Source organism: Actinomadura sp. J1-007, from assembly GCF_009793335.1.
Lineage (GTDB): Bacteria > Actinomycetota > Actinomycetes > Streptosporangiales > Streptosporangiaceae > Spirillospora > Spirillospora yumaensis.
Genome location: NZ_WING01000001.1, coordinates 6,493,252 through 6,516,808 on the forward strand (window position 1 = coordinate 6,493,252; position 23,557 = coordinate 6,516,808).

20 protein-coding genes and 3 pseudogenes are annotated in these 23,557 nt (G+C 73.5%); 15 read left to right on the forward strand and 8 right to left on the reverse strand.

Annotation, left to right across the window (positions count from 1 at the left end; translation table 11 throughout):
* Positions 1-174: 174 nt before the first annotated feature.
* The 5 genes from GEV43_RS29505 (at position 175) to GEV43_RS29525 (ending at position 3,863) form a co-directional block, all read left to right on the forward strand.
* Positions 175-534: a hypothetical protein gene (locus tag GEV43_RS29505; RefSeq protein WP_160823474.1), complete on the forward strand. Its 360-nt coding sequence runs from the start codon at positions 175-177 to the stop codon at positions 532-534.
* Positions 531-1,568 (forward strand): peptidoglycan-binding protein, encoded by a 1,038-nt coding sequence (locus GEV43_RS29510; RefSeq protein WP_309239898.1) that lies wholly within the window; start codon positions 531-533, stop codon positions 1,566-1,568. The genes GEV43_RS29505 and GEV43_RS29510 overlap by 4 nt, the downstream gene beginning before the upstream one ends.
* A complete protein-coding gene (locus GEV43_RS29515) occupies positions 1,565-2,245 on the forward strand; it encodes an ABC transporter ATP-binding protein (RefSeq protein ID WP_160823475.1) in 681 nt (226 codons plus the stop codon). Before GEV43_RS29510 ends, GEV43_RS29515 begins: the two co-directional genes overlap by 4 nt.
* On the forward strand, positions 2,242-3,438 hold the full coding sequence (locus GEV43_RS29520) for an ABC transporter permease (RefSeq protein ID WP_309239899.1): 1,197 nt from the start codon (positions 2,242-2,244) through the stop codon (positions 3,436-3,438). Before GEV43_RS29515 ends, GEV43_RS29520 begins: the two co-directional genes overlap by 4 nt.
* Before the next feature lie 62 nt (positions 3,439-3,500).
* Entirely contained in the window at positions 3,501-3,863 is a 363-nt protein-coding gene (locus tag GEV43_RS29525) for a hypothetical protein (protein WP_160823477.1), read from the forward strand.
* 33 nt (positions 3,864-3,896) lie between these two features.
* On the opposite strand, the gene efeU is transcribed toward GEV43_RS29525, so the two are convergent.
* The 3 genes from efeU to GEV43_RS29540 form a co-directional block, all read right to left on the reverse strand.
* Positions 3,897-4,760, reverse strand: a complete 864-nt coding sequence (gene efeU, locus GEV43_RS29530) for an iron uptake transporter permease EfeU (RefSeq protein ID WP_160824859.1) — start codon at positions 4,758-4,760, stop codon at positions 3,897-3,899.
* Between the two features lie 156 nt (positions 4,761-4,916).
* On the reverse strand, positions 4,917-6,155 hold the full coding sequence (locus tag GEV43_RS29535) for a ribonuclease D (RefSeq protein WP_309240051.1): 1,239 nt from the start codon (positions 6,153-6,155) through the stop codon (positions 4,917-4,919).
* Positions 6,156-6,651: 496 nt separating this feature from the next.
* On the reverse strand, positions 6,652-7,227 hold the full coding sequence (locus tag GEV43_RS29540; protein ID WP_160823478.1) for a DUF3000 domain-containing protein: 576 nt from the start codon (positions 7,225-7,227) through the stop codon (positions 6,652-6,654).
* Positions 7,228-7,992: 765 nt separating this feature from the next.
* On the opposite strand from GEV43_RS29540, the gene hemE reads away from it, so the two are divergent.
* The 5 genes and pseudogenes from hemE to GEV43_RS51325 form a co-directional block, all read left to right on the forward strand.
* A complete protein-coding gene (gene hemE / locus GEV43_RS29545; protein WP_175250871.1) occupies positions 7,993-9,021 on the forward strand; it encodes a uroporphyrinogen decarboxylase in 1,029 nt (342 codons plus the stop codon).
* A gap of 123 nt (positions 9,022-9,144) precedes the next feature.
* Positions 9,145-10,665 (forward strand): protoporphyrinogen oxidase, encoded by a 1,521-nt coding sequence (gene hemG, locus GEV43_RS29550; protein ID WP_160823480.1) that lies wholly within the window; start codon positions 9,145-9,147, stop codon positions 10,663-10,665.
* On the forward strand, positions 10,565-11,269 hold the full coding sequence (gene hemQ / locus GEV43_RS29555) for a hydrogen peroxide-dependent heme synthase (RefSeq protein WP_160823481.1): 705 nt from the start codon (positions 10,565-10,567) through the stop codon (positions 11,267-11,269). The genes hemG and hemQ overlap by 101 nt, the downstream gene beginning before the upstream one ends.
* Before the next feature lie 158 nt (positions 11,270-11,427).
* Complete coding sequence (locus GEV43_RS29560; protein ID WP_160823482.1) at positions 11,428-12,015, forward strand: hypothetical protein; 588 nt, start codon at positions 11,428-11,430, stop codon at positions 12,013-12,015.
* Between the two features lie 248 nt (positions 12,016-12,263).
* Positions 12,264-13,181: pseudogene (locus tag GEV43_RS51325) on the forward strand (amidohydrolase family protein); the annotation flags it as partial.
* Positions 13,182-13,286: 105 nt separating this feature from the next.
* Here the strand turns inward: GEV43_RS51325 and msrB are convergent.
* Positions 13,287-13,687 (reverse strand): annotated as a pseudogene (msrB, locus tag GEV43_RS29570) (peptide-methionine (R)-S-oxide reductase MsrB).
* A gap of 85 nt (positions 13,688-13,772) precedes the next feature.
* Here msrB and GEV43_RS29575 point away from each other — a divergent pair.
* The gene (locus GEV43_RS29575; RefSeq protein ID WP_160823483.1) at positions 13,773-14,858 is read left to right on the forward strand and encodes a DNA polymerase domain-containing protein; all 1,086 of its coding nucleotides are present in this window, start codon (positions 13,773-13,775) and stop codon (positions 14,856-14,858) included.
* A gap of 30 nt (positions 14,859-14,888) precedes the next feature.
* On the opposite strand, the gene GEV43_RS29580 is transcribed toward GEV43_RS29575, so the two are convergent.
* A complete protein-coding gene (locus GEV43_RS29580; RefSeq protein WP_160823484.1) occupies positions 14,889-15,194 on the reverse strand; it encodes a hypothetical protein in 306 nt (101 codons plus the stop codon).
* A 114-nt stretch (positions 15,195-15,308) separates the two neighbouring features.
* On the opposite strand from GEV43_RS29580, the gene GEV43_RS29585 reads away from it, so the two are divergent.
* Together GEV43_RS29585 and GEV43_RS29590 are read left to right on the forward strand one after the other, a co-directional pair.
* Entirely contained in the window at positions 15,309-16,040 is a 732-nt protein-coding gene (locus GEV43_RS29585) for a helix-turn-helix transcriptional regulator (protein ID WP_206681322.1), read from the forward strand.
* Positions 16,037-16,531, forward strand: a complete 495-nt coding sequence (locus GEV43_RS29590) for an NUDIX hydrolase (protein WP_160823485.1) — start codon at positions 16,037-16,039, stop codon at positions 16,529-16,531. Before GEV43_RS29585 ends, GEV43_RS29590 begins: the two co-directional genes overlap by 4 nt.
* 34 nt (positions 16,532-16,565) lie before the next feature.
* Here the strand turns inward: GEV43_RS29590 and GEV43_RS29595 are convergent, their stop codons facing one another.
* From GEV43_RS29595 to leuA, 3 genes and pseudogenes are all read right to left on the reverse strand, one after another.
* Positions 16,566-17,861 carry a helix-turn-helix domain-containing protein gene (locus GEV43_RS29595; RefSeq protein WP_206681323.1) on the reverse strand — a complete coding sequence of 432 codons (1,296 nt, stop codon included), beginning with the start codon at positions 17,859-17,861 and terminating at the stop codon, positions 16,566-16,568.
* 188 nt (positions 17,862-18,049) lie between these two features.
* Complete coding sequence (locus tag GEV43_RS29600) at positions 18,050-20,017, reverse strand: Xaa-Pro dipeptidyl-peptidase (protein WP_241683086.1); 1,968 nt, start codon at positions 20,015-20,017, stop codon at positions 18,050-18,052.
* Between the two features lie 171 nt (positions 20,018-20,188).
* Positions 20,189-21,912 (reverse strand): annotated as a pseudogene (leuA, locus tag GEV43_RS29605) (2-isopropylmalate synthase).
* 278 nt (positions 21,913-22,190) lie between these two features.
* Between leuA and GEV43_RS29610 the strand changes: the two are divergent.
* Together GEV43_RS29610 and GEV43_RS29615 are read left to right on the forward strand one after the other, a co-directional pair.
* Positions 22,191-22,907, forward strand: coding sequence for a FadR/GntR family transcriptional regulator (locus GEV43_RS29610; protein ID WP_160823486.1), 717 nt, complete (start codon positions 22,191-22,193; stop codon positions 22,905-22,907).
* Between the two features lie 76 nt (positions 22,908-22,983).
* The gene (locus GEV43_RS29615; protein ID WP_309239901.1) at positions 22,984-23,502 is read left to right on the forward strand and encodes an N-acetyltransferase family protein; all 519 of its coding nucleotides are present in this window, start codon (positions 22,984-22,986) and stop codon (positions 23,500-23,502) included.
* The last annotated feature ends 55 nt before the right edge of the window (positions 23,503-23,557 follow it).

Sequence of the window (23,557 nt, forward strand, 5' to 3'; positions counted from 1 at the left end):
GCGGAGAGGAGGGGTGTCATGGGGGTTCGGGGTTGGGTGGCCTTGGGGGTCGCGGTGGTGGGGCTCGGTGGGTGCGGCGGCGGGGGAGGGAGTGGGGTCGCTAGTGCGGGGGGTGGCGCCGCTAAGACCGCTCAGGGTTCGCCTTCGGCTTCGCTTAGTGCTGAGGATGCGCAGTTGAAGTTCGCGCAGTGCATGCGGGAGAACGGGATCAACGTGCCCGATCCGGGGAGTGGGGCCGATCCCAAGACGATGCGGCTCGGGAAGGAGGGGACGGATCGGAAGAAGCTTGAGGCCGCCATGGAGAAGTGCCAGGGGTATTTGCAGGCCGGCGGGAAGATGCCGGATCTGAAGGATCCCAAGATGCGCGACCAGTACACCAAGCTCGCCCAGTGCATGCGGGAGAACGGGGTGAACATGCCCGATCCCGGGCCTGACGGGCGGCTTCGCCTTCCCGAGGTCGAGGCGGGTGGACGGGACAAGGCGATGAAGGCGCGGGAGAAGTGCAAGCGGTTCGTGCCGGGGGAGGGGCGGTGAAGCGGGCGATGGCGGCCGGGGTGGTGCTGGTCATCGCGACCGGGGGTGGGACCGCTGTTCTCTTCGGCGGGAAAGGGAAGAACGCGGCGGCTCGGGTGGAGGCCGTCAAGGCCGTGCCCATTGTGCGGGGAGATCTCGTTGACAGCGAGAAGGTCGACGGGACTCTGACGTACGAGGATGAACGGCAGGTGCGGACGGGCGCGTCCGGGACGGTCACGGCGGCGCCGAAAGGGGGTGCTGTTCTTCGGCGGGGGAGGACGCTGCTGCGTGTCAACGGGGAGCCGGTGACGTTGATGTACGGGGACGTGCCCATGTACCGGCGGCTTTCCGAGGGGGTGGAGGGGGCCGATGTCGAGCAGCTTGAACGGAATCTGGCCGCGCTCGGTTACGGCGGAATGACGGTCGATGGGGAGTTCACGTCCGGGACGAGCGAGGCCGTGAAGGAATGGCAGGACGATCGGGGCCTGGACGAGACGGGGGAAGTCGGGGTCGAAGCCGTTGTGTTCCTGCCTGGTGCTGTGAGGGTGAAGGACGTTAAGGCGCCGGAAGGGGCGAGGACTGGGAGCGGGCAGATCGTGATGACCGTTTCCGGTACGAGGCGTGTCGTGCATGTGGATCTGGAGGCCGAGAAGCAGGAGCTCGCCAGGAAGGGCGGGAAAACCAAGGTGGAACTGCCCGGAGGAAAGGTCGTTCCGGGGCACGTGTCGGATGTCGGAACGGTCGCTGAGAAGTCCGGGACCGGGCAGGACGCGAAGACCACCGTGGACGTCGAGGTCACGCTCGGAAAGGGCGTGCGGACCACGCTGGACCAGGCGCCCGTGACGGTGGAACTGGAGAGCGAACGCCGCGTGGGCGTCCTGTCGGTGCCCGTCGAGGCGCTGCTGGCGCTCAAGGAGGGCGGGTTCGGCGTCGAGGTCGTGGAGGGGGACGTGCGGAAGATCGTGCCCGTCACCACCGGGGCGTTCGGCGGGGGACGCGTCGAGATCGCGGGGAACGTCCGGGAGGGCATGAAGGTCGGGGTGCCCGCGACGTGAACATCATCGAGCTGAAGGGCGTGACCAAGGAGTATCCAGGCGGGGTCGTCGCGCTGCGGGGCGTCGATCTCGTCGTCGAACGGGGCGAGCTCGTCGCGATCGTCGGGCCGTCCGGGTCGGGGAAGTCCACGCTGCTGCACATGGTCGGGACGCTCGACCGGCCCACCGAGGGCGGCGTGTGGATCGCGGGGCACGAGGTCGCCGCGCTGAGCGACCGGGAGCTGTCGGCGTTGCGGGCCCAGCACATCGGGTTCGTTTTCCAGCAGTTCCATTTGGCCGACGGTGTGACGGCGCTCGACAACGTGGCCGACGGGCTGCTCTACGCGGGCGTTCCGCTGGGGGAGCGGCGGGCGCGGGCGCGGGAGGCGCTGGAACGCGTCGGCCTCGGCGGACGGGCCGGGCACCGGCCGAACGAGCTGTCGGGCGGCGAGCGGCAGCGGGTCGCGGTCGCGCGGGCCGTGGTGGGGGAGCCCGATCTGGTGCTCGCCGACGAGCCGACCGGCAACCTCGACAGCGCGGCCGGCGCCGGGGTGATGGAACTGCTCGGCGGCCTGCGGGGAACGGGGACGACGGTCGCGGTCATCACCCATGACCAGGAGGTCGCGGCATGGGCGCCGAGGCGGGTACGGGTCCGGGACGGGCTGATCGTCGCCGACGACCTGGCGGGTGCGCGGTGAGCGCGGCGGGGCTCGCGCCCGCCCGGCTGGGCGGACGGGACGTGGCGCGGGTCGGGTTCGGGGGGCTGCGGGCGCGGCCGGCGCGCGTGGTGCTGTCCGCGCTCGGGATCGCGATCGGCATCGCGACGATGGTCGCGGTCATCGGGATCTCCTCGTCAAGCAAGGAGGAGCTGCTGCGCCGGATCGACCGGCTCGGCACCAACCTGCTGACCGTGTCGCCGGGCGACACGCTGTTCGGGGAGAAGGCGGAGCTGCCCGAGTCGGCGCCGGACATGGTCGCGCGGATCGGCCCGGTGACCGGCGTCGGCGCGACCGGGGCGACGGACGCGACGGTGCGGCGCACCGACCGGATCGCGGAGGAGGTCACCGGCGGCATCGCCGTGCAGGCCGCCTCCGAACCGCTGCTCCGGACGCTCGGCGTGCGCGTGCGGTCGGGCGCCTGGCTGAACGCGGCGACGGGCCGTTATCCCGGGGTGGTGCTCGGGGCGGAGGCGGCGCGGCGGCTCGGGTTCGACCGGTCCGGCGGGCGGGTGTGGATCGGCGGCCGGTGGTTCACGGTCGTCGGCGTGCTCGAACGGGCCGAACTGGCGCCCGAGGTCGACCGTTCGGCCCTGGTCGGCTGGGACGCGGCGCGCCGCCACCTCGGGTTCGACGGGCATCCGACCACCGTGTACGAACGGTCCGAGGACGCGGCCGTGGAGGACGTGCGGGCCGTCCTCGCCCGTACGGTCAACCCGGAGAACCCCGAGGAGGTCGAGGTCGGCCGCCCCTCGGACGCGCTGGAGGCCAAGGCCGCGGCGGCGGGCGCGTTCACGGGGCTGCTGCTCGGGCTCGGCGCGGTCGCGCTGCTGGTCGGCGGCGTCGGTGTGGCCAACACGATGGTGATCTCGGTGCTGGAGCGGCGCCGCGAGATCGGGCTGCGGCGGTCGCTCGGCGCGACGCGGGGCCAGGTCCGCGTGCAGTTCCTCGCCGAGTCGCTGCTGCTGTCGGCGTTCGGCGGCGGGGCCGGGGCGCTGCTCGGCTCGGCGGTCACGGTCGTGTTCGCGCTCGCCAGGGGCTGGCCGCCGGTCGTCCCGCCGTGGGCGCTGGCCGGGGCGGTCGCCGCGACGCTCGCGATCGGCGCCGCCGCGGGCCTGTACCCGGCGATGCGGGCGGCCCGGCTGGCGCCGACCGCGGCTCTGGCCACCGTCTGACGGATCGGTGCATGATTGGGGCGGCCGACGACGTCCCGACCTGGTGGAGGTGCCCCACCGTCATGCCGGTGCCACGCCCGCTCCGCGACCGCTGCCGCGAGTTCCTCGGAATCGACGGGGAGATCCGCTACATCTTTCCGGCGATGACGTACGGGGGCGGCGCCGGATTCGTGTTCGTCGTCACCGATGAGCAGATCGCCGTCATCTCGACCGGGGCGATCGGCCGCGCCACGCCCAAGAGCATCTGGGGCAGCTACCCGCGCGGGACGCGGATCGGCCCGGTCGAGACGGGCTCGGGGGCGTCGTTCGAGTTCGCCGGGGCGGCGTTCGAGGTGGACGACGAGTACGCCGCCGTCGTCAACGCCGCCGACGCGGAGATCTTCGACCGCGACAGCCTCCCCCGCGACCCCCTCCCCGACCTCTGACCCGTACGCCTTCGGAGCGGGCGGCGGGACGGGTCAGGAGGACGGGGCCGTCTCGGGGGTCTTGATCGGCTTCGGGCGGGACGGCGTGGCGGGGCGCAGGAACAGCGCCATCACCGGGACCAGGTACGCGGCCCACATGACGAGCTGGAGCCAGGTGATCTGCGGCGTCACGTTCAGCACGCCCTGGAACAGGGTCTGGAGCCAGTCGCCCGTCCTGCCGAACCGGGCGAAGAACTCGTGCGGCTCCAGCGCGATCGCGTTCAGGCCGGGGAAGACCTCGGCCTCCTGGAGGTCGTGGAAGCCGTAGCCGAACACCCCGGCGGCGACCACGATGAGCGCCGCGCCCGTCCAGGTGAAGAAGCGCTTGAGGTTGAGCTTCAGCCCGCCCCGGTACAGCAGGTAGCCGAGCACGACGGCGACGGCCAGGCCGAGGAACGCTCCAACGATCGGCTGGGTGGAGCCCCCCGACGAGTTGCTGATGTTCGTCCACAGGAACAGCGCGGTCTCCAGGCCCTCCCGCCCGACCGCGAGGAACGCGACGGTGGCGAGGGCGACCGGCCCGACGCCGACCGCGCCCTCCAGCTTGCCCTCCAGCTCGGCCTTCATGAACCGGGCGGTCCTGCGCATCCAGAAGACCATCCAGGTGACCAGGCCGACCGCGATGATCGACAGGACGCCGCCGAACAGCTCCTGCGTCTTGAACTGCATCTCCGACGACGCGGCGCTGAGCGCGATCCCGAACCCGACGGCGAGGACGACGGCGAGGCCGATGCCCGCCCACACCGGGGTGAGCGCCCGGCGGTGGCCGGACTTCACCAGGTAGGCGATGAGGATGCTGACGACCAGCGCCGCCTCCAGCCCCTCGCGCAGGCCGATGAGGAAGTTGCCCAGTAGCATCGCCACGCTCCTCGGTCCGGACCGCGCCGGTGCGCGGGCCGCTGGCACCCATGGTTTAGGTAAAGCTAACCTAAACCAGTTTGTGCTCGTCGCGCGGCCCCGGCAAGCCCTCAGCGGGCCGGGGTGGCAAACGCCACTCGCGGCCCCGGCGACCCGTCAGTCGTCGTCCTTGCATTCGAGCCGGAGGAACGCCTTGGCCAGCGGCAGGGCCACCAGCTCGACCTGCCAGCCGCGGGCGCCGAGGGCCCGCAGGGCGGCGCCGATCGTGGCGGCGGACGGCTCCTCGGGCGGCGTCCAGGCGAGGCGGCGTACGGAGTCGGGCTGGACGAGGTTCTCCGACGGCATCGTGTGCTCGTCGGCGAGCGCGGCGACGACCGCGCGGGCGGCGGTGAGGCGCTTGGCCGCCTCCGGGTCGCGTTCGGCCCAGCGGTGCGCGGGCGGCGGACCGTCGCCCGGCAGGTTGGCCTCGGGCAGGCCGCGCTCGGGCAGGGCGCGGGCGCGGGAGACGGCGCGCAGCCACGCGGACTGGTGCCGCCGGGCGCCGCGGCCCCGCATGGTCGGCAGCGCCTGGAGGTCGGCGGGGGTCTTCGGCGGGCTGAGGGCCAGCTCGACGATCGCCGCGTCCTGGAGCACCCGGCCCGGCGACAGGTCCCGTTCGCGGGCGATCTTGTCGCGGGCCTCCCAGACCTCGCGGACGATCGCGAGCGCGCGCCGGTTGCGGACGCGGTGGATGCCGGACGTGCGGCGCCAGGGGTCGGCGCGCGGCGGCTTCGGCGGCGTGGACAGGATCGCCGCGAACTCCTCCAGCGCCCAGCCGAGCTTGCCCGCCGTCTCCAGCTCCTCGTGGAGGGCGTCGCGCAGCTCGACCAGCAGCTCGACGTCGAGCGCGGCGTAGCGCAGCCAGTCCTCGGGCAGCGGGCGCGTGGACCAGTCGGCGGCCGAGTGGCCCTTCTCCAGGACGAATCCGAGCACGTTCTCGACCATCGAGCCGAGGCCCACCCGCGGGTAGCCGAGCAGCCGCCCGGCCAGCTCGGTGTCGAACAGCCGCCGCGGGACGAGCCCCACCTCCGCCAGGCAGGGCAGGTCCTGGTTGGCGGCGTGCAGCACCATCTCGGCGTCGGCGAGCGCCGCGTCGAGCCCGGACAGGTCGGGGCAGCCGACCGGGTCGATCAGCGCGGTGCCCGCCCCCTCGCGGCGGAGCTGGATCAGGTAGGCGCGCTGGCCGTAGCGGTAGCCCGACGCCCGCTCGGCGTCGACCGCGACCGGCCCGCTGCCCGCCGCGAACGCGGCGATGACACGTTCCAGCCCGTCCTGATCGGCGACGACCGCGGGAACGCCCTCGCGCGGCTCCAGCAACGGCACCGCGACAGGCCGCACCGCCTCAACGGCCCCCACCGCCTCAGCCGCCTCAACGACCGCAGCGGCTTCGGCGGCTTCGGCGGTTCCGCCGGCCTCCGAGGCTCCGGCGGCCCGCGCGGCTTCAGCGACCCGCGCCGTTCGCCCGGTCCGCGCTGTCTCGGCGGGCTCGGCTCCTTCGGGGGGTCCCGAGGCGTCGGCGGTCCCCGCTGTTTCGGCGGCCCCGGACGCCTCGTCGGCCCGCGCCGCTCCGGCGGGCCGCGCGGCGTCGGCGGTTCCCGCTGATTCGGCGGGGCCGGGCGGCTCGTCGGCCTGTGCTGGCTCGGCGGGGCGCGCGGATTTGGCGGGGCCCGTCGCTTCGGCGGGGCCGGGTGGTGCGGCCGTGCCGGGCTGGTCGTTCGCTGGCGTCTGCTCCGCCCGCGCCCCCTTGCCGGGGCCGGTGGCACGCGTATCGGACACTCCCACGGTTACCGTGTTCTCCCCGGCCGCCTCGGTTTCGGACGTTCTGCTACCCACGTCCCCTACCGTACGTCGCTCAGGCGCCTGCGCCGCCGGGGCGGTCAGGCAGGGTGGCGACGCCGGTGGGGGGCAGGCCCGCGGTGGTGCACATCACCTCGCACCACGCGGCCACGTGACCGGCGAGGTCCTCCCCGGTCGGCGACCACGACGCGCGCAGCTCCAGCTCGGTGGTGGACGGCTCGTCGCTCTTGTCGCCGAAGCTCTCGGACACCGCGCGGGTGACGGTGCCCGAGACGCCCGCGTATCCGGCGGGCTCGAGCGCCTCCAGCAGCCAGTCCCACGCGACCGAGCCGATCAGCTCGTCGGCCGCGATCTCGGGCTCCAGGTCGGCGCGGATGTAGGCGACGACGCGGAACCCGTTGGTCCAGCCGCTGCGGCCCTCGGGGTCGTACAGCACGATGAGGCGGCCCATCGCGATCTCGGCCTCGTCGCCGTCGCCGTCGCGGTAGACGCTGCCCGACATGGCCGCCGCGTACGGCGCGAGGCGCTGCGGGGCCGGCATGTCCTCCAGGTCGAGCTCGGGCCGCAGGCCCGGCCCGTCGAGGATCGCGCGGAGCGTGTCGAGGGCCCGTTGGAACGCGGGTGGGTTCATGGGCTTCCCGGCCGGTCGGCTGGCGGATGGGGACGGGGTCGACGTGGCGGCCGGGACCGATGGGCTCGAAGGGACCTGCGGGCTCGGAGGGACGGGCGGGACCACCGGTGCGGCGCCGGGTACGGAGCCGGGCGCGGCGACGGGGGGCAAGGGCGGTGAAACAGGCACGGCACAGGTTTCGTCTCGGGGGCGGGGCCGGTCAGGCCACGGCCCGCTCGGATGAGGTCCGGCCGGTGGCGGGCGGGCCGGGTTCTCGGGGGAGGTGTCGGGACCGGACGGGTGCTCCGCGGTGCTCGCGGCCTCCTCGGCGTCCTCGGATCCGGATCCGAGGGCCGCCGGCGGGAGGCCGACCAGAACGGCGGTGCCGCACTCGACGCAGGCCCGTTCGGGGCACTCCGCGCCGTGCCCGTCGGGGCAGGGCGGCTGCTCGAAGAGTCGTTCATCACCGCAGGTGGAGCAGTACAAGGGGGAACCTCCCTCGGCTATGACACGCATCACGTTCGCATGCGCGGGTGACAGAATGCGGGACTTCGCTCGGCGTGTCCGGAACTTCGTACGCCGGTCCTCCCGCCGCCACGCCCTGCCCACCCGTCCCTCGCGCCCCGCCGCCGCGCCGCCGCCGCGCCCGCAGGGTACGGATCGCCGGCGGGTCTCGCGACCCGGTGCGTCCCGCCGGGCCGTTCGTGGGACCATCACCACGTGGCTGTAGACGCTGTTGGTTCAGAGGATGGCGGGCCGGGCGAGGCCCGCACGGGGGGTCCCGGGCTGGAGGCGAGCCCGTTCCTGCTGGCGTGCCGCCGCAAGCCGGTGCCGCACACGCCCGTCTGGTACATGCGGCAGGCGGGGCGCTCGCTGCCGGAGTACCTGAAGCTGCGCGAGGGCGTGCCGATGATGGAGGCGTGCGCCCGCCCGGACATGATCGTCGAGATCACGATGCAGCCGGTGCGCCGCTACGGGGTGGACGCCGCGATCTTCTTCAGCGACATCGTGGTGCCGCTGAAGGCGATCGGCGTGGACCTCGACATCAAGCCCGGCGTCGGCCCGGTGATCGCCGACCCGGTCCGCGACCGGGCCGGGCTCGGCGTGCTGCGCCCGCTCACCCCGGACGACGTGCCGTACGTCACCGAGGCGGCCCGCGCGCTGACGGGGGAGCTCGGCGCGACGCCGCTCATCGGGTTCGCGGGCGCGCCGTTCACGCTGGCCTCCTACCTCATCGAGGGCGGGCCGTCCAAGAACCAGGACCGCACCAAGGCCATGATGTACGGCGATCCCGAGCTGTGGGACGCGCTGATGGAACGGCTCACCGACATCACGATCGCGTACCTGGAGGTGCAGATCGCGGCCGGGGCGAGCGCCGTCCAGCTCTTCGACTCGTGGGTCGGCGCGGTCGCCCCGCAGGACTACCGTGCGTCGGTGCTCCCGCACACCCGGCGGATCTTCGAGGCGATCGCGCCGCTCGGCGTGCCGCGCATCCACTTCGGCGTCGGGACGGGCGAGCTGCTCGGCCTGATGGGCGAGGCCGGGGCCGACGTCGTCGGCGTCGACTGGCGGGTGCCGCTGGACGAGGCCGTCCGCCGGGTCGAGCCCGGCAAGGCCCTCCAGGGCAACCTCGACCCGGCCGTCCTGTTCGCGCCGTGGGAGGTCGTGGAGCGCCGCGCCCGCGACGTGCTGGACCGGGGCCGTACGGCCGAGGGCCACGTGTTCAACCTCGGCCACGGCGTCCTGCCGTCCACCGACCCCGACGTGCTCGCCCGCCTGACCGACCTCGTCCACGAGGCGAGCGCCCGCGGCTGACCCCGCGCGTCGCGGACCCCCGCGCGTCGCGGACCCCCGCGCGGCCGGGCGCACGGCCGGGGAACGGGGCGCGAGGGCGTGACCCGGTGCGGGGGCGGCGGAGGCGTCTGGAAGGCTGGAGGCATGACCACCTCGCATGTCGTTGTCATCGGAGGCGGCATCGCGGGCCTGGCCGCCGCGCGGCTGATCGCCCGCGGCGGGGCGCGGGTCACGGTGCTGGAGGGCTCCGCCAGGATCGGCGGCAAGCTGCACGTCAGCGAGGTCGCCGGGCTGCCGGTGGACGAGGGCGCGGAGTCGATGCTGGCCCGCCGGCCCGAGGGGCTGGACCTGGTCCGCGACCTCGGCCGGGCGGGCGACCTCGTCAACCCGGGCACCACGTCCTCGGCGATCCTCAGCCACGGGGCGCTGCGCAGGATCCCGTCCGGGCAGGTGATGGGCGTGCCGTCCGACCTGCGCGCGCTCGCGTCGTCCCAGGTGCTGTCCCCGGCCGGCCTCGCCCGCGTGCCGCTCGACCTGGTGCTGCCCGAGACGCCGCACGGCGCCGACGTGTCGGTGGCCGACTTCGTCGGCGCCCGGCTCGGCCGCGAGGTCGTGGACCGGCTCGTCGAGCCGCTGCTCGGCGGGGTGTACGCCGGGCGCGCCGAGCTGCTGTCGTTCGAGTCGACCCTGCCCGCCGTGGCGGCGGCGGCTCGCACGCACCGTTCGCTGATCAGCGCCGTCCAGGGCATCAGGGCGGCGGCCCCGCAGGACCCGGGCCCGGTCTTCGCCAGCTTCCGCGGCGGGCTCGGCGTCCTGCCCGGCCTGGTCGCCGGAGACGTGGAGGCCGCGGGCGGAACGGTCCGCACCGGCGCGATGGTCCGCGAGCTGCGCCGCACCCCGGACGGCTGGCGGCTCACCGTCGGCTCGGCCCGCGACCCGGAGGCCGTGGACGCCGACGCCGTGGTGGTCGCCGTCCCGGCCGCGCCCGCCGCCCGCCTGCTGGACGCCGAGGCGCCCGCCGCGGCCCGCGAGCTGGCCCGGATCGAGTACGCGAGCATGGCCATCGTCACGCTCGCCTACCCCGCCACCGCGTTCCGCAGGCTCCCGCGCGGCAGCGGCTACCTCGTGCCCGCCGTCGAGGGGCGCGGGGTCAAGGCCGTGACGTTCAGCTCGGTGAAGTGGCCGCACCTGCGCGACCGCGATCCGGGGCTCGTCGCGGTGCGGTGCTCGATCGGCCGGTTCGGCGACGAGCAGGCCCTCCAGCGCTCCGACGACGAGCTGGTCGCCGCGGCGATGCACGAGCTGGCGCTGACGTGCGGCGTGGACGAGCTGCCCGCCGAGACGCGGGTGTCGCGGTGGGGCGGCGGGCTGCCGCAGTACAACGTGGGCCACGCCGACCGGGTCGCGCGGATCCGCGCGGCGGTCGCGGCGCAGCCGGGCCTCGCCGTCGCGGGCGCCGCCTACGAGGGGCTGGGCGTGCCCGCGTGCATCGCGACGGCGCGCGCGGCGGCGGGGCGCGTCCTGGAACATCTCGAACGTGTGAAGAGCCGAGGAGGAACCGCACATGGCAGCGACGGAGAAGACGGACAAGCCGAAGGCCCGCGACCTGAACCGGGTGATCCGGTACACGATGTGGTCGGTCTTCCGCGTGAAGAGCCCCGGTGACTTCGGCGAGCGCGACGCCGCGGAGGTCCAGGCCGTCCTGGACCAGGCCGCCGAGAAGGACGTGACGACGCGCGGCGCGTACGACGTGGCGGGGCTGCGGGCCGACGCCGACTACATGTTCTGGTGGCACGCGCCGACCGTCGAGGACCTCCAGGAGGTCTACACGCGGTTCCGCCGCACGGCCGTCGGGCGGGCGTCGGAGCCGGTGTGGTCGCAGGTGGCGCTGCACCGTCCGGCCGAGTTCAACAAGAGCCACATCCCGGCGTTCCTCGCCGAGGAGCAGGCGCGGGCGTACGTGTGCGTCTACCCGTTCGTCCGGTCGTACGAGTGGTACCTGCTGCCCGACGAGGAGCGCCGCGCGATGCTCGCCGAGCACGGCCGGATGGCGCGCGACTACCCGGACGTGCGGGCCAACACGGTGTCGTCGTTCGCGCTCGGCGACTACGAGTGGATGCTGGCGTTCGAGGCCGACGAGCTGCACCGCATCGTCGACCTGATGCGGCACCTGCGCGGCTCGGAGACGCGGCGGCACGTCCGCGAGGAGGTCCCGTTCTACACCGGCCGCCGCAAGGAGGTCGCCGAGCTGGTCGCGGACCTGCCCTGACCGCCCGCCGCCGCGGCGCCCGCCCCTCGGACGCGGGCGCCGCGCCGGACCGGCCCGCGCGATGGGCGGTACGCCCCGTGACCTGGCGACTGGTCCGTACGGCGCGAGTTGTCTCCCCTGGACCGAACGCGCGGCAAAGGGGCAGTAAAGTGCTGGCCGTGACTACTGCTCCCCCAAAGCACTCGCGAGGCAGGCACGCGAAGCCGCCGTCGGAGTTCACGATCCGCTGGAAGCGACTGGTCCGGGCGTCGGTGGGGGATTCGCGAAGGCGGCGGCTGGTCGCCGCCGGGACGGGCACGGCCGCGGTGGCGCTGCTCGCCGGGACGGCGTTCGCGGGGCTGTCGGCCGACGACTCCCGGCGCTCGCCGCGCGCCGCCGTCGCCGCGCAGACGAGCCGTCCGTCGGTCAAGGGCGCCGTGGAGACGACCCGTACGACCGACCCGGACGAGGTGCCGGAGGCCGTGCCGTTCTTCCAGAGCAAGGACACCGGCGGCAAGGTCGCCAAGCACGTCAAGGACGTCCGCCGCAGCGGGGCGTTCATCCGGGTCTACACCGACCTCGGCGAGGGCGACGAGAACTCCCCGCCCGCCGTGTCGCTGTGCGAGTGGACGACGCAGTTCCTGAAGGACGGCGGCGACGAGGAGCCGCGCGTGTTCGTGCACGGCAAGAGCAGCGACAACGGCAGCGTCGTCCTCGCCAACAAGCAGAGCGACAAGGACGACTGCGAGGTCGGCGAGACCCGCTGACCCGTTCCGCGAGCGGAACGGCTTGGAGCGTGCCACGACCGGCGCGCGCGACGTCCCGAGCACGAGTCAGGAGAGCCATGCCAGGACCGGCGAACGACGACCTGACCATCGAGCACGCCCTGGTGTTCGACGGGTGGTCGCAGGACCTGCGGGAGGCGTCGCTGTACGTCCGCGACGGCGCGATCGCCGAGATCGGCGACCGCGTCACCCGCGCCGACCGGACGATCGACGCCCGCGGCCGGGTCGTGATGCCCGGCCTCATCGACGCGCACTTCCACGCGTACGCGGTGTCGCTGCACAACCTGGAGTTCGACGCCGGGCCGCTCAGCTACATCGCGCTCGCGGGCGCCCGCCGCCTGCGCCGCGCCCTGCGCCGCGGCTTCACGACCGTACGGGACGTCGCGGGCGGCGACATCGGCCTGGCCCGCGCCGTCGAGACCGGCCTGATCCCCGCGCCCCGCTACCTCTACACCGGCCCGGCGCTCAGCCAGACCGGCGGGCACGGCGACGCCCGCCCCGGCGACCTCGACCTCTGCGTGCACACCGCCCGCATGAACGAGGTCGTGGACGGGGTGGAGAACCTGCGCGTCGCCGTCCGCGAGCGGTTCCGCACCGGCGCGCACGCGATCAAGATCATGGCGTCCGGCGGGGTGCTGTCGCCGACCGACCCGCTGCGCCCGGCGCAGTACTCGGCCGAGGAGATCAGGGCGGTCACCGACGAGGCGGCCCGGCGCGGCAGCTACGTCGCCGCGCACGCCTACGCGTCCGAGGCCGTCCGGCACGCGGTCGGCAACGGCGTCCGCTCGGTCGAGCACGGCAACCTGATCGACGGGCCGACCGCCGCGCTGATGGCCGAGCACGGCGCGTACCTCGTGCCGACCCTCGCCACCTACGACGCGATGGACCGCCGCGGCGACGAGGTCGGCATACCCGGGACGGGCCGCGCCAAGAACCGGGAGGTGCTGGACGCGGGCCGGACGGCCGTCGAGCGCGCCCACGCCGCGGGCGTCCGGGTCGGGTTCGGCACCGACCTCATGGGCGACCTGGAGGACGACCAGCTCCTCGGGCTGCGCCTCCAGGCCGAGGCGTCCGGCACGCTCGCGTGCCTGCGCTCGGCGACGTCGGTGAACGCCGACCTGATCGGCCGCCCGGACCTCGGCCGGATCGAGCCGGGGCCCGCGCCGACCTGCTCGTCCTGGACGGCGACCCGTTCACCGACCTCGCCGTCCTGTGGGACGAGCGGCGCCCGCGTCAGGTCGTGCGGGACGGCGTCATTCAGCCGGCTCCAGCGTGAGGCTCACGCTGTTGATGCAGTAGCGCTGGTCGGTCGGGGTGCCGTAGCCCTCGCCCTCGAACACGTGCCCGAGGTGCGAGTCGCAGGTCGCGCACCGCACCTCGATCCGGGTCATGCCGAGGGAGGTGTCCTCCAGCAGCGTCACCGCGTCGCTCTCGGACGGCTGGTAGAACGACGGCCAGCCGCAGTGGCTGTCGAACTTGGTCTCTGAGCGGAACAGCTCGGCCCCGCAGGCGCGGCAGCGGTAGACGCCGACGGTCTTGGTGTCGGTGTACTCGCCGGTGAACGGGCGCTCGGTGCCCGCCTCGCGGAGCACGTGGAACTCCTCGGGCTGAGCCGCGCCCGCCACTCGTCCTCGCTCTTGCGGATCTTCTCCATGTCCCCGACGTTACCTCGCGAACGGGGAGGTCACGGCGGGTGACCGGGTGATCGCCCTGTCGGACCCGTGGGCTACCGTGCCGGTATGGCCTCGCCGTTCATCGAGATCCCGGTAGGGGATCGGCTCGTCAAGGTGACCAATCCCGACAAGATCCTCTTTCCGGAGCACGGCTACACCAAGCGGCAGCTCGTGGAGTACTACCTCGCCGTGGGGGAGGGCATCCTGCGCGCGACCCGCGACCGCCCCACCACCCTCGAACGCTGGCCGGGCGGGGTGTTCGAGGGCGCCAAGCTCGCCACCCGGATGGACTACGCCCGCGGCCAGGCGGGCATGGGCGCGGGCAAGTCCGACGCGTTCTACCAGAAGCGCATCCCGAAGGGCGCGCCCGCGTGGGTGGAGACCGCCCGCATCGAGTTCCCGAGCGGCCGGTCCGCCGACGAGGTCAAGCCGACCGAGGTCGCGACGATCGCCTGGGCCGCCAACCTCGGTACGCTGACGTTCCATCCGTGGCCGGTCCGCGGCGACGACGTCGACCACCCCGACGAGCTGCGCATCGACCTCGACCCGCAGCCCGGCACCGGCTTCCGCGACGCCGTCCGCGTCGCCCTCGGCCCGGCCCGCGACCTGCTGGACGAGCTCGGCTGCACGCCGTTCGTGAAGACCTCCGGCAAGGGCGGCGTGCACATCTACGTCCGCATCGAGCGCCGCTGGACGTTCACCGAGGTCCGCCGGGCCGCGCTCGCGTTCGGCCGCGAGATCGAACGGCGCGCCCCCGCCGAGGTCACCACCCGGTGGTGGAAGGAGGAGCGCGGCGAGCAGGTCTTCGTCGACTTCAACCAGAACGCCCGCGACCGCACGATCGCCTCGGCCTACAGCGTCCGCCCGGCCCCGCACGCGCCCGTTTCGGCCCCGCTGACCTGGGACGAGCTGCCCGACGCGGCTCCGGAGGACTTCACGATCGCCACCATGCCCGACCGGTTCGCCAAGGTCGGCGACCTGCACGCCGCGATCGACGACGCCGCGTTCTCGCTGGAGCCGCTGCTGGAGATGGCCGACCGCGACGAGCGCGACCACGGCCTCGGCGACGCCCCGTACCCACCCAACTACCCGAAGATGCCCGGCGAGCCCAAACGCGTCCAGCCCAGCAAGGACACCGACCTCCAGCCCTGACGGCGACGTCCGGCCCTCCCGGGGGACGTCTCATTGCCACACCACCGAGCCCGTGGCCTCGTCCCGCCGCGCGGTCGCGACCGTTCCGCGGTCGAGGTAGCGGCCGTCGCCGATCGGCGGCTCGACCCGCCGGACGGTCGCGACCGTCCCGCGCGGCGCGTTCGCGAGCTCGTCGTTCACGTGCCCGAACGCGCGGCGCCGGTCGTCGGTGACGCCGCCCACGCCGGACGCGAGGTCCCACGCGTACAGGCTCGGCGTGGCGGTCGCTCGGCGGGTGAACAGGGCCGCCCATCGCGCTTGCACGCCGGGCCCGGCCCACGACTCCAGGTATGTCATGAGTCACAGCATGTGAGCAGATGATTAGCCAGGGCGACGACACGGCGAGACATCTACGGACAGCTAGCGGACACATGCCTGTCGATAGGTGACGGTAGATGACACGATCGGCAGATGAACGAGCGACTTCGCCGCGCCATGCTGCGCCGGGGGTTGGACATCGCCGCGCTCGCCGTTCAGGCCGAGGTCAGCACCAAGAGCGTCGAGCGGTGGCTGTCGGAGAAGGGCGTCCCCTACCCGCGGACCCGGTACCGGGTCGCCGCGATCCTGCACGAGGACGAGTCGTACCTGTGGCCGAGCGCCGTGGACAAGGCGTCACTGACCGGTGCGGAGCTCGTCTCGACGTGGCCGCGCCGCACCGACGTGCCCCGGAACCTGTGGACGGAGCTGCTACGCGGCGCCCAACGCAACATCGACTACATCGCCTATGCGGGGTTGTTCCTCGCCGAGGAGGTCCCAGACTGGATCCCGACCTTGCGGGCGCGGGCCCGTGCGGGCGCCCGGGTGCGGATGCTGTTCGGCGATCCGAACGGCCGCCAGCTCGCCGCGCGTGACGAGGAGAAGCAGATCGGCGGGGGTGTCGCCGGACGGGTGTCCGCAGTGCTCTCGTACTACCGGCCGCTCGCCGACCTGGTCGATATCCGGCTGCACGACACACCGCTGTACGCGTCGATCTACCGGTTCGATGACGACCTGCTCGCCAACATCCACGTGTACGGCATCCTCGCCGCGCACACCCCGACCATGCACATCCGCCGCGTGGACGGCGCGTACTTCAACACGTTCCTGGAGTCCTACGAGAAGGTGTGGGCGTCGGCCCGGCCGCTGGAGAGAGGCGAGCCGTGAGCCCGAAGCACGCGCGCCGCGTGGATCACTGGCAGGACCCGGCCGCCCCGGCGCCGACCAGCCGCAAGCCGTCCGCGTCGGTGCTCGTCCGCGACGACGCCGGCCGTGTGCTGCTGCTGCGCCGCCCCGACAACGGTCTGTGGACGATCCCCACGGGCGGACTGAAGAAGAACGAGACGATCACAGAGTGCGGCATCCGCGAGTGCCGCGAAGAGACCGGCGTCGTCATCGAGATCACGGGCCTGGTCGGTGTGTTCACCACTCCCGATCACGTTGTGGAGTACATCAAGGGCGGGAAGGTCGACGAGGTCCGTCAGCCGGTGAACGTGTGCCTGCACGCGCGCCCGGTCGGTGGCGAGCTGACGACGACGGAGGAGGCGTCCGCGGTCCGATGGGTCGATCCACCCGACCTTGGCGGGTACGACATCCATCCCGCGCTGCGCCGCCGCATCAACCACGGACTCAACTCGGACACGCCCCACGTCGACTAGCACCCACGGACGGAAGAACGGGCGGAGCGCACAGTCAGCCTGAAACCGGTGATCCGGGGCTCGATGCACACCTTTGTCCTTTCCCTGTCATCACGCACCGTGGCGGGAATCGTTCCACACGTTCAGGGGAGACCGAGCCAGGACGCGAATCCGCTGAGGGACTTCGGGCGGCGCCGTTCCAGCTCGACCAGCATCCGGACCGTCTCCCGGACCTGCGGGTGGTTGCGCGTCTGCTGGGGGCGGCCTGCCGTGCCATGTACAGGGTCTTCAGCGCCCTGGCGCGGTCACCGTGGTAGAGCCAGCCGCGGGCGAGGTCGATGTAGTAGTGACCGAGCCGGACCGGCGCGACGGTCGCCGGCAGGTTGATGCGGCTCGCCCTGCGCACGGCTTCGGTGCCCTCGTACATCTCGACCGCGACCGCCACCTCGTGGATCGCGACGTTCGAGGGGCCGAACTCAAGGCCGTAGTGGTTGGCGTCCTCGCCGAGCAGCCGAGCCGCCTCCCTGGCCTCGTCGATGTGCGCCCACGCCGCACCGGCGTTCGGCATCCGCGCCGAGAAGATCGCCGAGCGCAGGTGCGCGGCGCCGTAGACGCTGAGGGTCGGGCCGTCCATGCGGCTGACGTCCTCGCCGATGTCTTGCCGAACGCGGTCCAGGAGCGTGGCTCCCTTGTCGTAGGAGGCACTGGCGAGGAAGAGCGTTGAGCGCTGCCACCGCGTCCGTGCCACGCGCAGGGGATCCCCCGACTCGCGCGCGGCCCGTTCGACCCGTTCCATGGCCAGGCTGCGCAGGTCGAAGTAGCCGAGCGCGTACGCGATCGCGGTCACGCCTGTGTACGCCTCCGACAGGAGCCCGTACAGCGGCGCGGCGTCGGCGGCGGGTGCGGTGTGCGCGGCGACGTTCAGTTCCTCCAGGAGGGCTGGGAGCATCTCGCCGAGGCGCCCGTAGTGGGCGTCCCTGCCGAGCTTGGATGCCCGCTTCACCTCACGTTGCAAGGCGTCGAACGGCCGAGGCTCCACGTCCTCGTCGGGCAGGTCCCACGCCAGCAGCGTGCGGCGCAGTTCGGGAACCGCGGAGCGCATGAGGTCTTCGCGTGGCTTCTCGGTTCGGTAGGGCTGTCCGGTCAGTTCGGCTGTCTCGACGCGTAGAGCACGGCCGGCGGCGGCGATGAGGGCTTGCGAGGCCGGCTTGTGGCCGCGTTCCACCTGTGCGATGAGGCTTTTGGAGCAGTGCGCTCTGTCGGCGAGTTGCTGCTGGGTGAGTCCGCGGAGCTTGCGTGCCCTGGCGATACGGCGCCCGATCGCGTCGGGATCGGTGTTGCGTTCGCTCATGAGGCCCCGCCCTCGTCGCGTGGAAGCGTCGCACCTCCCACCGTACGGGCGGGGTCTTGCGCATGTCAGGCGCTCGCGGACCCTGTACGGGGCGATGGGGCGGGCCTGTGATCGGCTGCTCTCGGCCGTAGGTGCCGGACGGGGGAGCGGCCCCGGGGCGTCCGGGGCCGCTCCTGGTGCGTTCGGGGTCAGTACAGCTTGCGTTCCTGGCGGGGCAGGTTGGCCTCGGACGGGCCTCGCCACGGGGTTCTGGCCTGCGGGGCTAGGGTCGCGGCGTCGCCCGCGTCGGCGAGGGGGAGGGTGATCGAGCTGCGGTGCAGGTCGACCGTCACCTGGGCGCCGGTGGGCGTCTCGGTGGTGTAGTCGGCGTCCGTCCCGGCGAGGACGAGCGCGAGGCGGTGGCCCTTCTTCAGGACGTAGTCCTGGGCCAGGGTGTCCCAGCGGACGCCGTAGTACCTTCCGGCCTTCAGCGGGGTCGGGCGGCTGAGGGACGTGCGGTTCTGGGCGTCCAGCCAGCCGCGCGCGACGACGTTCACGTTCGAGGTGACCGTCTTCACGCGGGTCTGCTTGTAGCAGGCGTCGTCGGTCGGGGTGCTCTCACCGTGGCAGCTCTCGGTGGCGAGCGTCTGGATGCCGGAGCCCGCGCCCAGGTAGTCCACGCGGGTGTCCTCGCCGTAGTCGACGAGCAGTGCGGTCAGGTCGGACGTCGGCCGGTCGAGCTTGAGGCGCAGGTCCGCGCCGGGCGTGCCCGACAGGCGCGCGGAGCGGGGCAGCGGCCCGGTCGCGTACGCCAGGCGGAACGGCTTGCCGGTCGTCGGGTCCGTGACCAGCTCCGCCTCGCGGTAGCCGGAGCCGCGGGGGCCGGGCGCGTCGGTGTACGAGGCCGTCGCGCCCTTCGCGGCGCGCCGCGTCCCGAGCGAGCCGTCCGCGTTCGGCCTGAGCTTGAGGGCGCGGGCGCCGGGCGCGGGCCAGGACCGCTGCCTGACCCACTGGTCGGGGCCGACCTCGACGTCGGCGCGCGGCTCGCGCAGCGCGTCGTTGCGGACCTTCTGCAACTCGTGGTCGAACCACTGGTGCAGCGTCGCGACCCAGTCCTCACGGCGGATGTCGAACGGGTCGACGTGCCCGCGCTGCGACAGCCACACCTTCCGCGTCACGCCCCGCTTGCCGAGGGCGTCCCACCACTCGGAGAAGTGGTCGGTCTTCACGTTCAGGTCGTTGACGCCGTGGTAGGCGAACACGCTGGCCCGGACGTTGCGGACGTCGGCGATCGCGCCGTGCCGGTAGTCGGCCGTCCGCCAGTACGCGTTGTAGTTGCCCGTCGCGTCGTCCTCGCCCTCGTCCAGCTCGGCGTTCACGGCGGCGCACTTGGCGGGAGGGTCGGTGTCGACGGTGTTCGCCAGGCCCGGCTGCTCGTCGGTCCAGTACTTCACGCCGTTCATCCGGCTGTAGTCGTACCAGCTGCTGATCGCGGAGATCGGGACGATCGTCTCCAGCCCCCGGACGCCCGTCGCGGCGACGCCGTTGGCGAGCGTCCCGTCGTACGACTTGCCGATCATGCCGGTGCGGCCGGTCGTCCAGGTCGCCTCCGCGGGCGAGCCGTCCGCCCGGTACGCCTTCGCGCGGCCGTTCAGCCAGTCCACGACCGCCTTGCCGCCGAGCACGTCGGACGGGCCGCCGCTGACCGGGCAGCCGTCCGAACGGGTCGTGCCGACCATGTCCACGGCGAGGAACGCGTACCCGCGCGGCACGAAGTAGTTGTCGTAGAACAGCGGGAACCTCACCGGGTTCCCGTCGGCGTCGTAGGTCTTGCGCTCGCTCTCGTTGCCGCGCCCGAGGTTGTCGTAGTACGGGCTCTCGTCCATGATCACCGGGACCTTGAGGCCGCGGTCGGACTCCCGCGGCCGGATGATGTCCACGTTGACCCGGTCCCGCTTGCCGTCGTGGTCGCTGTCCACGGAGGACTCGACGTAGACGTGCTCGCGGATCGCGTCCTTGTAGGAGAAGACCGGCTGGGTCAGCCCGTCCTTCACCACGATCTTCGGGGCGGCCTGCGCGGCGGCGGCCGTGACCCCGCCCGCGCCTACGAGGGCCGCTCCGGTGAGCACGGCGACCGCCGCGCTCCGCCGGGTCCGTCTCAGGGATCGCCTGGGCAACCCGCACCTCCGGGGGGTGAGGAAATGATCTCTACCGGCCCACAGACTCCTCGCCGGAACCCGCGCGGTAAAGAGCACCCCCGCAGTAACAAAGACCGTTTTTGGTCAGAACCCGCCGTTGCGTCCCCGCCCCCCGGCCCGCGCACGCGCCGGGGGGCGGGAACGTCCCGGTCAGAGCGCCGCGGGACGGCGGGCGCGGTTGACCGCCGACAGCACGGCCCGGACCGACGCCGTCAGCAGCGAGGTGTCCTGGCCGGCGCCCCAGGCGGTCACGCCGTCGACGCGGCACTCGGCGTACGCGACGGCGGGGGAGTCCTGCCCCGGCGCGGTCGCGTGCTCGACGTACTGGAGGACCTCCACGCCGACGCCCGCCTTGGCCAGCGCGTCGGCGAGCGCGGCGAGCGGCCCGTTCCCGGTGCCCGCGTACTCCCGCCCGGCCCCGCCGGACGCGTCGGTCGCCGCGCCGGCTCCGTCCACGCGGACGACGCCGGTGAAGTCGTGGCGGCCGGGGCCGGTGTGCCCGGTCCGCCACTCGGGCAGGGAGACCGGGCCGCCGTCGGCGCGGTCCAGGTACGTCGCCCGGAACAGCCCCCAGAGCTGCGCGGCCGTCACCTCCTCCCCGCTGTCGTCGGTGGCGCGCTGCACGACCTGCGAGAACTCGATCTGGAGGCGGCGCGGCAGCTCCAGGCCGTACCCGGTCCGCAGCAGGTACGCGATCCCGCCCTTGCCCGACTGGCTGTTGACGCGGATGACCGCCTCGTAGTCGCGGCCCACGTCCTTCGGGTCGATCGGCAGGTACGGCACGTCCCACGGGGCCTGCCCGGGGTCGAGGCCGAGCCCGGCGGCGGCCTCGGCGTGGTGCGCCATGCCCTTGCCGATCGCGTCCTGGTGCGTGCCGGAGAACGCGGTGTGGACGAGGTCGCCGCCGTAGGGGTGGCGCTCGTGCACGGGGAGCCGGTTGCAGTGCTCGACCGTGCGGCGGATCTCGTCGATGTCGGAGAAGTCGATCATCGGGTCGACGCCCTGCGCGTGCAGGTTGAGGGCGAGCGTGACCAGGTCCACGTTGCCGGTGCGCTCGCCGTTGCCGAACAGGCAGCCCTCCACGCGCTGCGCCCCCGCGAGGACGGCCAGCTCCGCGCAGGCGACGCCGGTGCCCCGGTCGTTGTGCGGGTGCACCGACAGGATCACCGAGTCGCGCCGGGCCAGGTTGCGGTGCATGTACTCGATCTGGTCGGCGTACACGTTCGGCGTCGCGACCTCGACCGTCACCGGCAGGTTGTGGACCACCGGCCGGTCGGGGGAGGCGTCCCACAGCGCGGTCAGGCTGTCGCACACCTCCAGCGCGTAGTCGGGCTCGGTCAGCATGAACGTCTCGGGCGAGAACTCGAACCGCACCTCGGGCCGCCCGTCCGCGAGCCGCGCCAGGTGCCCGGCCGCGTCGAGGATCAGCTTGTGCAGCTCGGGCCGGTCGTGGCCGAGCACCACCTCGCGCCACGTCGGCGCGGTCGGGGTGTAGAGGTGGACGACGGCGCCCGGCATCCCGTCGATGGACGCGAAGGTCCGTTCGATGAGGTCCCGGCGGGCGGGCGTGAACACCACGACCGTCACGTCCGCGGGACGGCGCCGGGCTCGGCGAGGTGCCGGACGAACTCGTAGTCGGCCCGGCTGGCCGACGGGTAGCCGACCTCGATCTCCTTGAAGCCCATCGCGACGAGCAGGTCGAACATCCGGTGCTTGCGGGCCGGGTCCATGGGCTCGGCGAGGGCCTGGTTGCCGTCGCGCAGGTCGACGGGCACCCACAGCGGGGCGCGCTCGATCCGGGCGGACGGCCAGGAGCGGTCGATCTCCGGCACCGGCACCCGTTCGAACACGGACCGGTAGCGGTGCGAGGGCATGGAGCTGGCGCGCTGCGGGTTCCAGGCGGGCGCGCCGGGCGGTACGGGCCCGGACGGCGTGCGCAGCGTCGGGAAGGCCGTACGGACGGGGGTCGGGGTGCTGCTCACGGCGGGTCGTTCTCCTCGTGGTCGCCGGTCTGACGACCGGCGTCACCGGACCCCGCGGCGGGGTGCCGGTCGGATCAGGCCCCGCCGCGGCGGCCGAGGAGAAGCGCCCGCTGCGACATGCCGGGTACCCTAACCACAACTCAGCTCCTCAGACAACCTGGGAGACCCGGATGCCGCTCGGCCCGCTCCGCCCCACCCCCCTCGTCGAGCAGGCGGCCGACCGCCTGCGCGCCCAGATCGCGGACGGCTCGTGGCCCGTCGGCACGAGGCTGCCGGGGGAGACGACGCTCGCCGGACAGCTCGGGGTGGGCCGTTCGACGGTCCGCGAGGCGCTGCGCGCGCTCGCCGGGGCGGGGCTGCTCCGGGCCCGCCAGGGCGCGGGCGTGTTCGTGATCGCCACCGTGCCCGCCGCCCCCGCCGAGGACTGGGCGGCCAGGCTCCGCCGCGCCTCGGTCGCCGACGTCTACGAGATCCGCATGATGATCGAACTGCGCGCCGCCCGGCTCGCCGCCGAGCGCCGTACGGCCGAGGACGTCACCGCGCTCGACCGGGCCCTCCGCGCCCGCGACGAGGCCGCCGGAGCCGCCGCCGCGGGGAGCGGAGCCGCCGAGGCGTTCATCGACGCCGACATCGCGCTGCACACGGCCGTGGTGAACGCGGCGGGCAACCCGGTGCTGGCCGACCTGTACGCGGAGTTCGCGCCGGTGCTGCGGGAGGGCCTGCTCGACCTGACCCGCCTGGTGGACGTGCACGAGGAGGACGCCGAGCACGGGCGGGAGGCCCACGCCCGCCTGGTCGAGGCGATCCGGGAACGGGACCCGGAGGAGGCCGAGCGGGTGATGCACGAGGAGATGGCGCGGACGATGCGGTACGTCCGGCGCTCCTGAGCGGCCCGCTTCCCGAGCGGCCCGCTTCCCGAGGGGCCCGTTTCGTACCGTTTCAGGGCATCCGTACCCTGGTGCCGTGGAGATCGTCCCCATGCTGCCCGAGCACGCCCCCGAGGTGCTCGCCATCTACCAGGCCGGAGTCGACGGGGGGAACGCGACGTTCGAGACGGCCGTGCCCGCGTGGGAGAGGTTCTCCGCGGGCAAGCTGCCCGAGCACCGGTTCGTGGCGCGCGACGCCGAGCGGGTGCTCGGCTGGGCCGCGCTGTCGCCGACGTCCGAACGCCCGGTGTACGCCGGGGTCGCCGAGGTCTCGATCTACATCGACCCGGCCGCGCAAGGTCGCGGGGCGGGCCGCGCGCTGCTCGGAGCGCTGATCGACTCCAGCGAGCGCGGCGGCCTGTGGACCCTCACGGCGGGCATCTTCCCCGAGAACGCGGCGAGCGTGCGGCTGCACGAGAGCGCCGGGTTCCGGTTCGTCGGCGTCCGCGAGCGGCTGGGCCGCCACGACTTCGGAGGCCGTTCGGTCTGGCGCGACGTCGCCCTCTACGAACGCCGCAGCCCCTCGATCGGCGGCCCCCCGACCCCGGACGGCTGAGACCGCTGTGCGGTGCCGGGCGTGGAGAACCCCCGCCGCGGGGCCGAGGGCGCGA

Coding starts and splice junctions, on each gene's coding strand:
- GEV43_RS29580 (WP_160823484.1), bottom strand. CDS start 15,194: ATGACATACCTGGAGTCGTGGGCCGGGCCCGGCGTGCAAGCGCGATGG.
- GEV43_RS29610 (WP_160823486.1), top strand. CDS start 22,191: ATGCCGCTCGGCCCGCTCCGCCCCACCCCCCTCGTCGAGCAGGCGGCC.
- GEV43_RS29525 (WP_160823477.1), top strand. CDS start 3,501: ATGCCGGTGCCACGCCCGCTCCGCGACCGCTGCCGCGAGTTCCTCGGA.
- hemQ (WP_160823481.1), top strand. CDS start 10,565: ATGGCAGCGACGGAGAAGACGGACAAGCCGAAGGCCCGCGACCTGAAC.
- GEV43_RS29575 (WP_160823483.1), top strand. CDS start 13,773: ATGGCCTCGCCGTTCATCGAGATCCCGGTAGGGGATCGGCTCGTCAAG.
- GEV43_RS29540 (WP_160823478.1), bottom strand. CDS start 7,227: ATGAACCCACCCGCGTTCCAACGGGCCCTCGACACGCTCCGCGCGATC.
- GEV43_RS29595 (WP_206681323.1), bottom strand. CDS start 17,861: ATGAGCGAACGCAACACCGATCCCGACGCGATCGGGCGCCGTATCGCC.
- GEV43_RS29585 (WP_206681322.1), top strand. CDS start 15,309: ATGAACGAGCGACTTCGCCGCGCCATGCTGCGCCGGGGGTTGGACATC.
- efeU (WP_160824859.1), bottom strand. CDS start 4,760: ATGCTACTGGGCAACTTCCTCATCGGCCTGCGCGAGGGGCTGGAGGCG.
- hemG (WP_160823480.1), top strand. CDS start 9,145: ATGACCACCTCGCATGTCGTTGTCATCGGAGGCGGCATCGCGGGCCTG.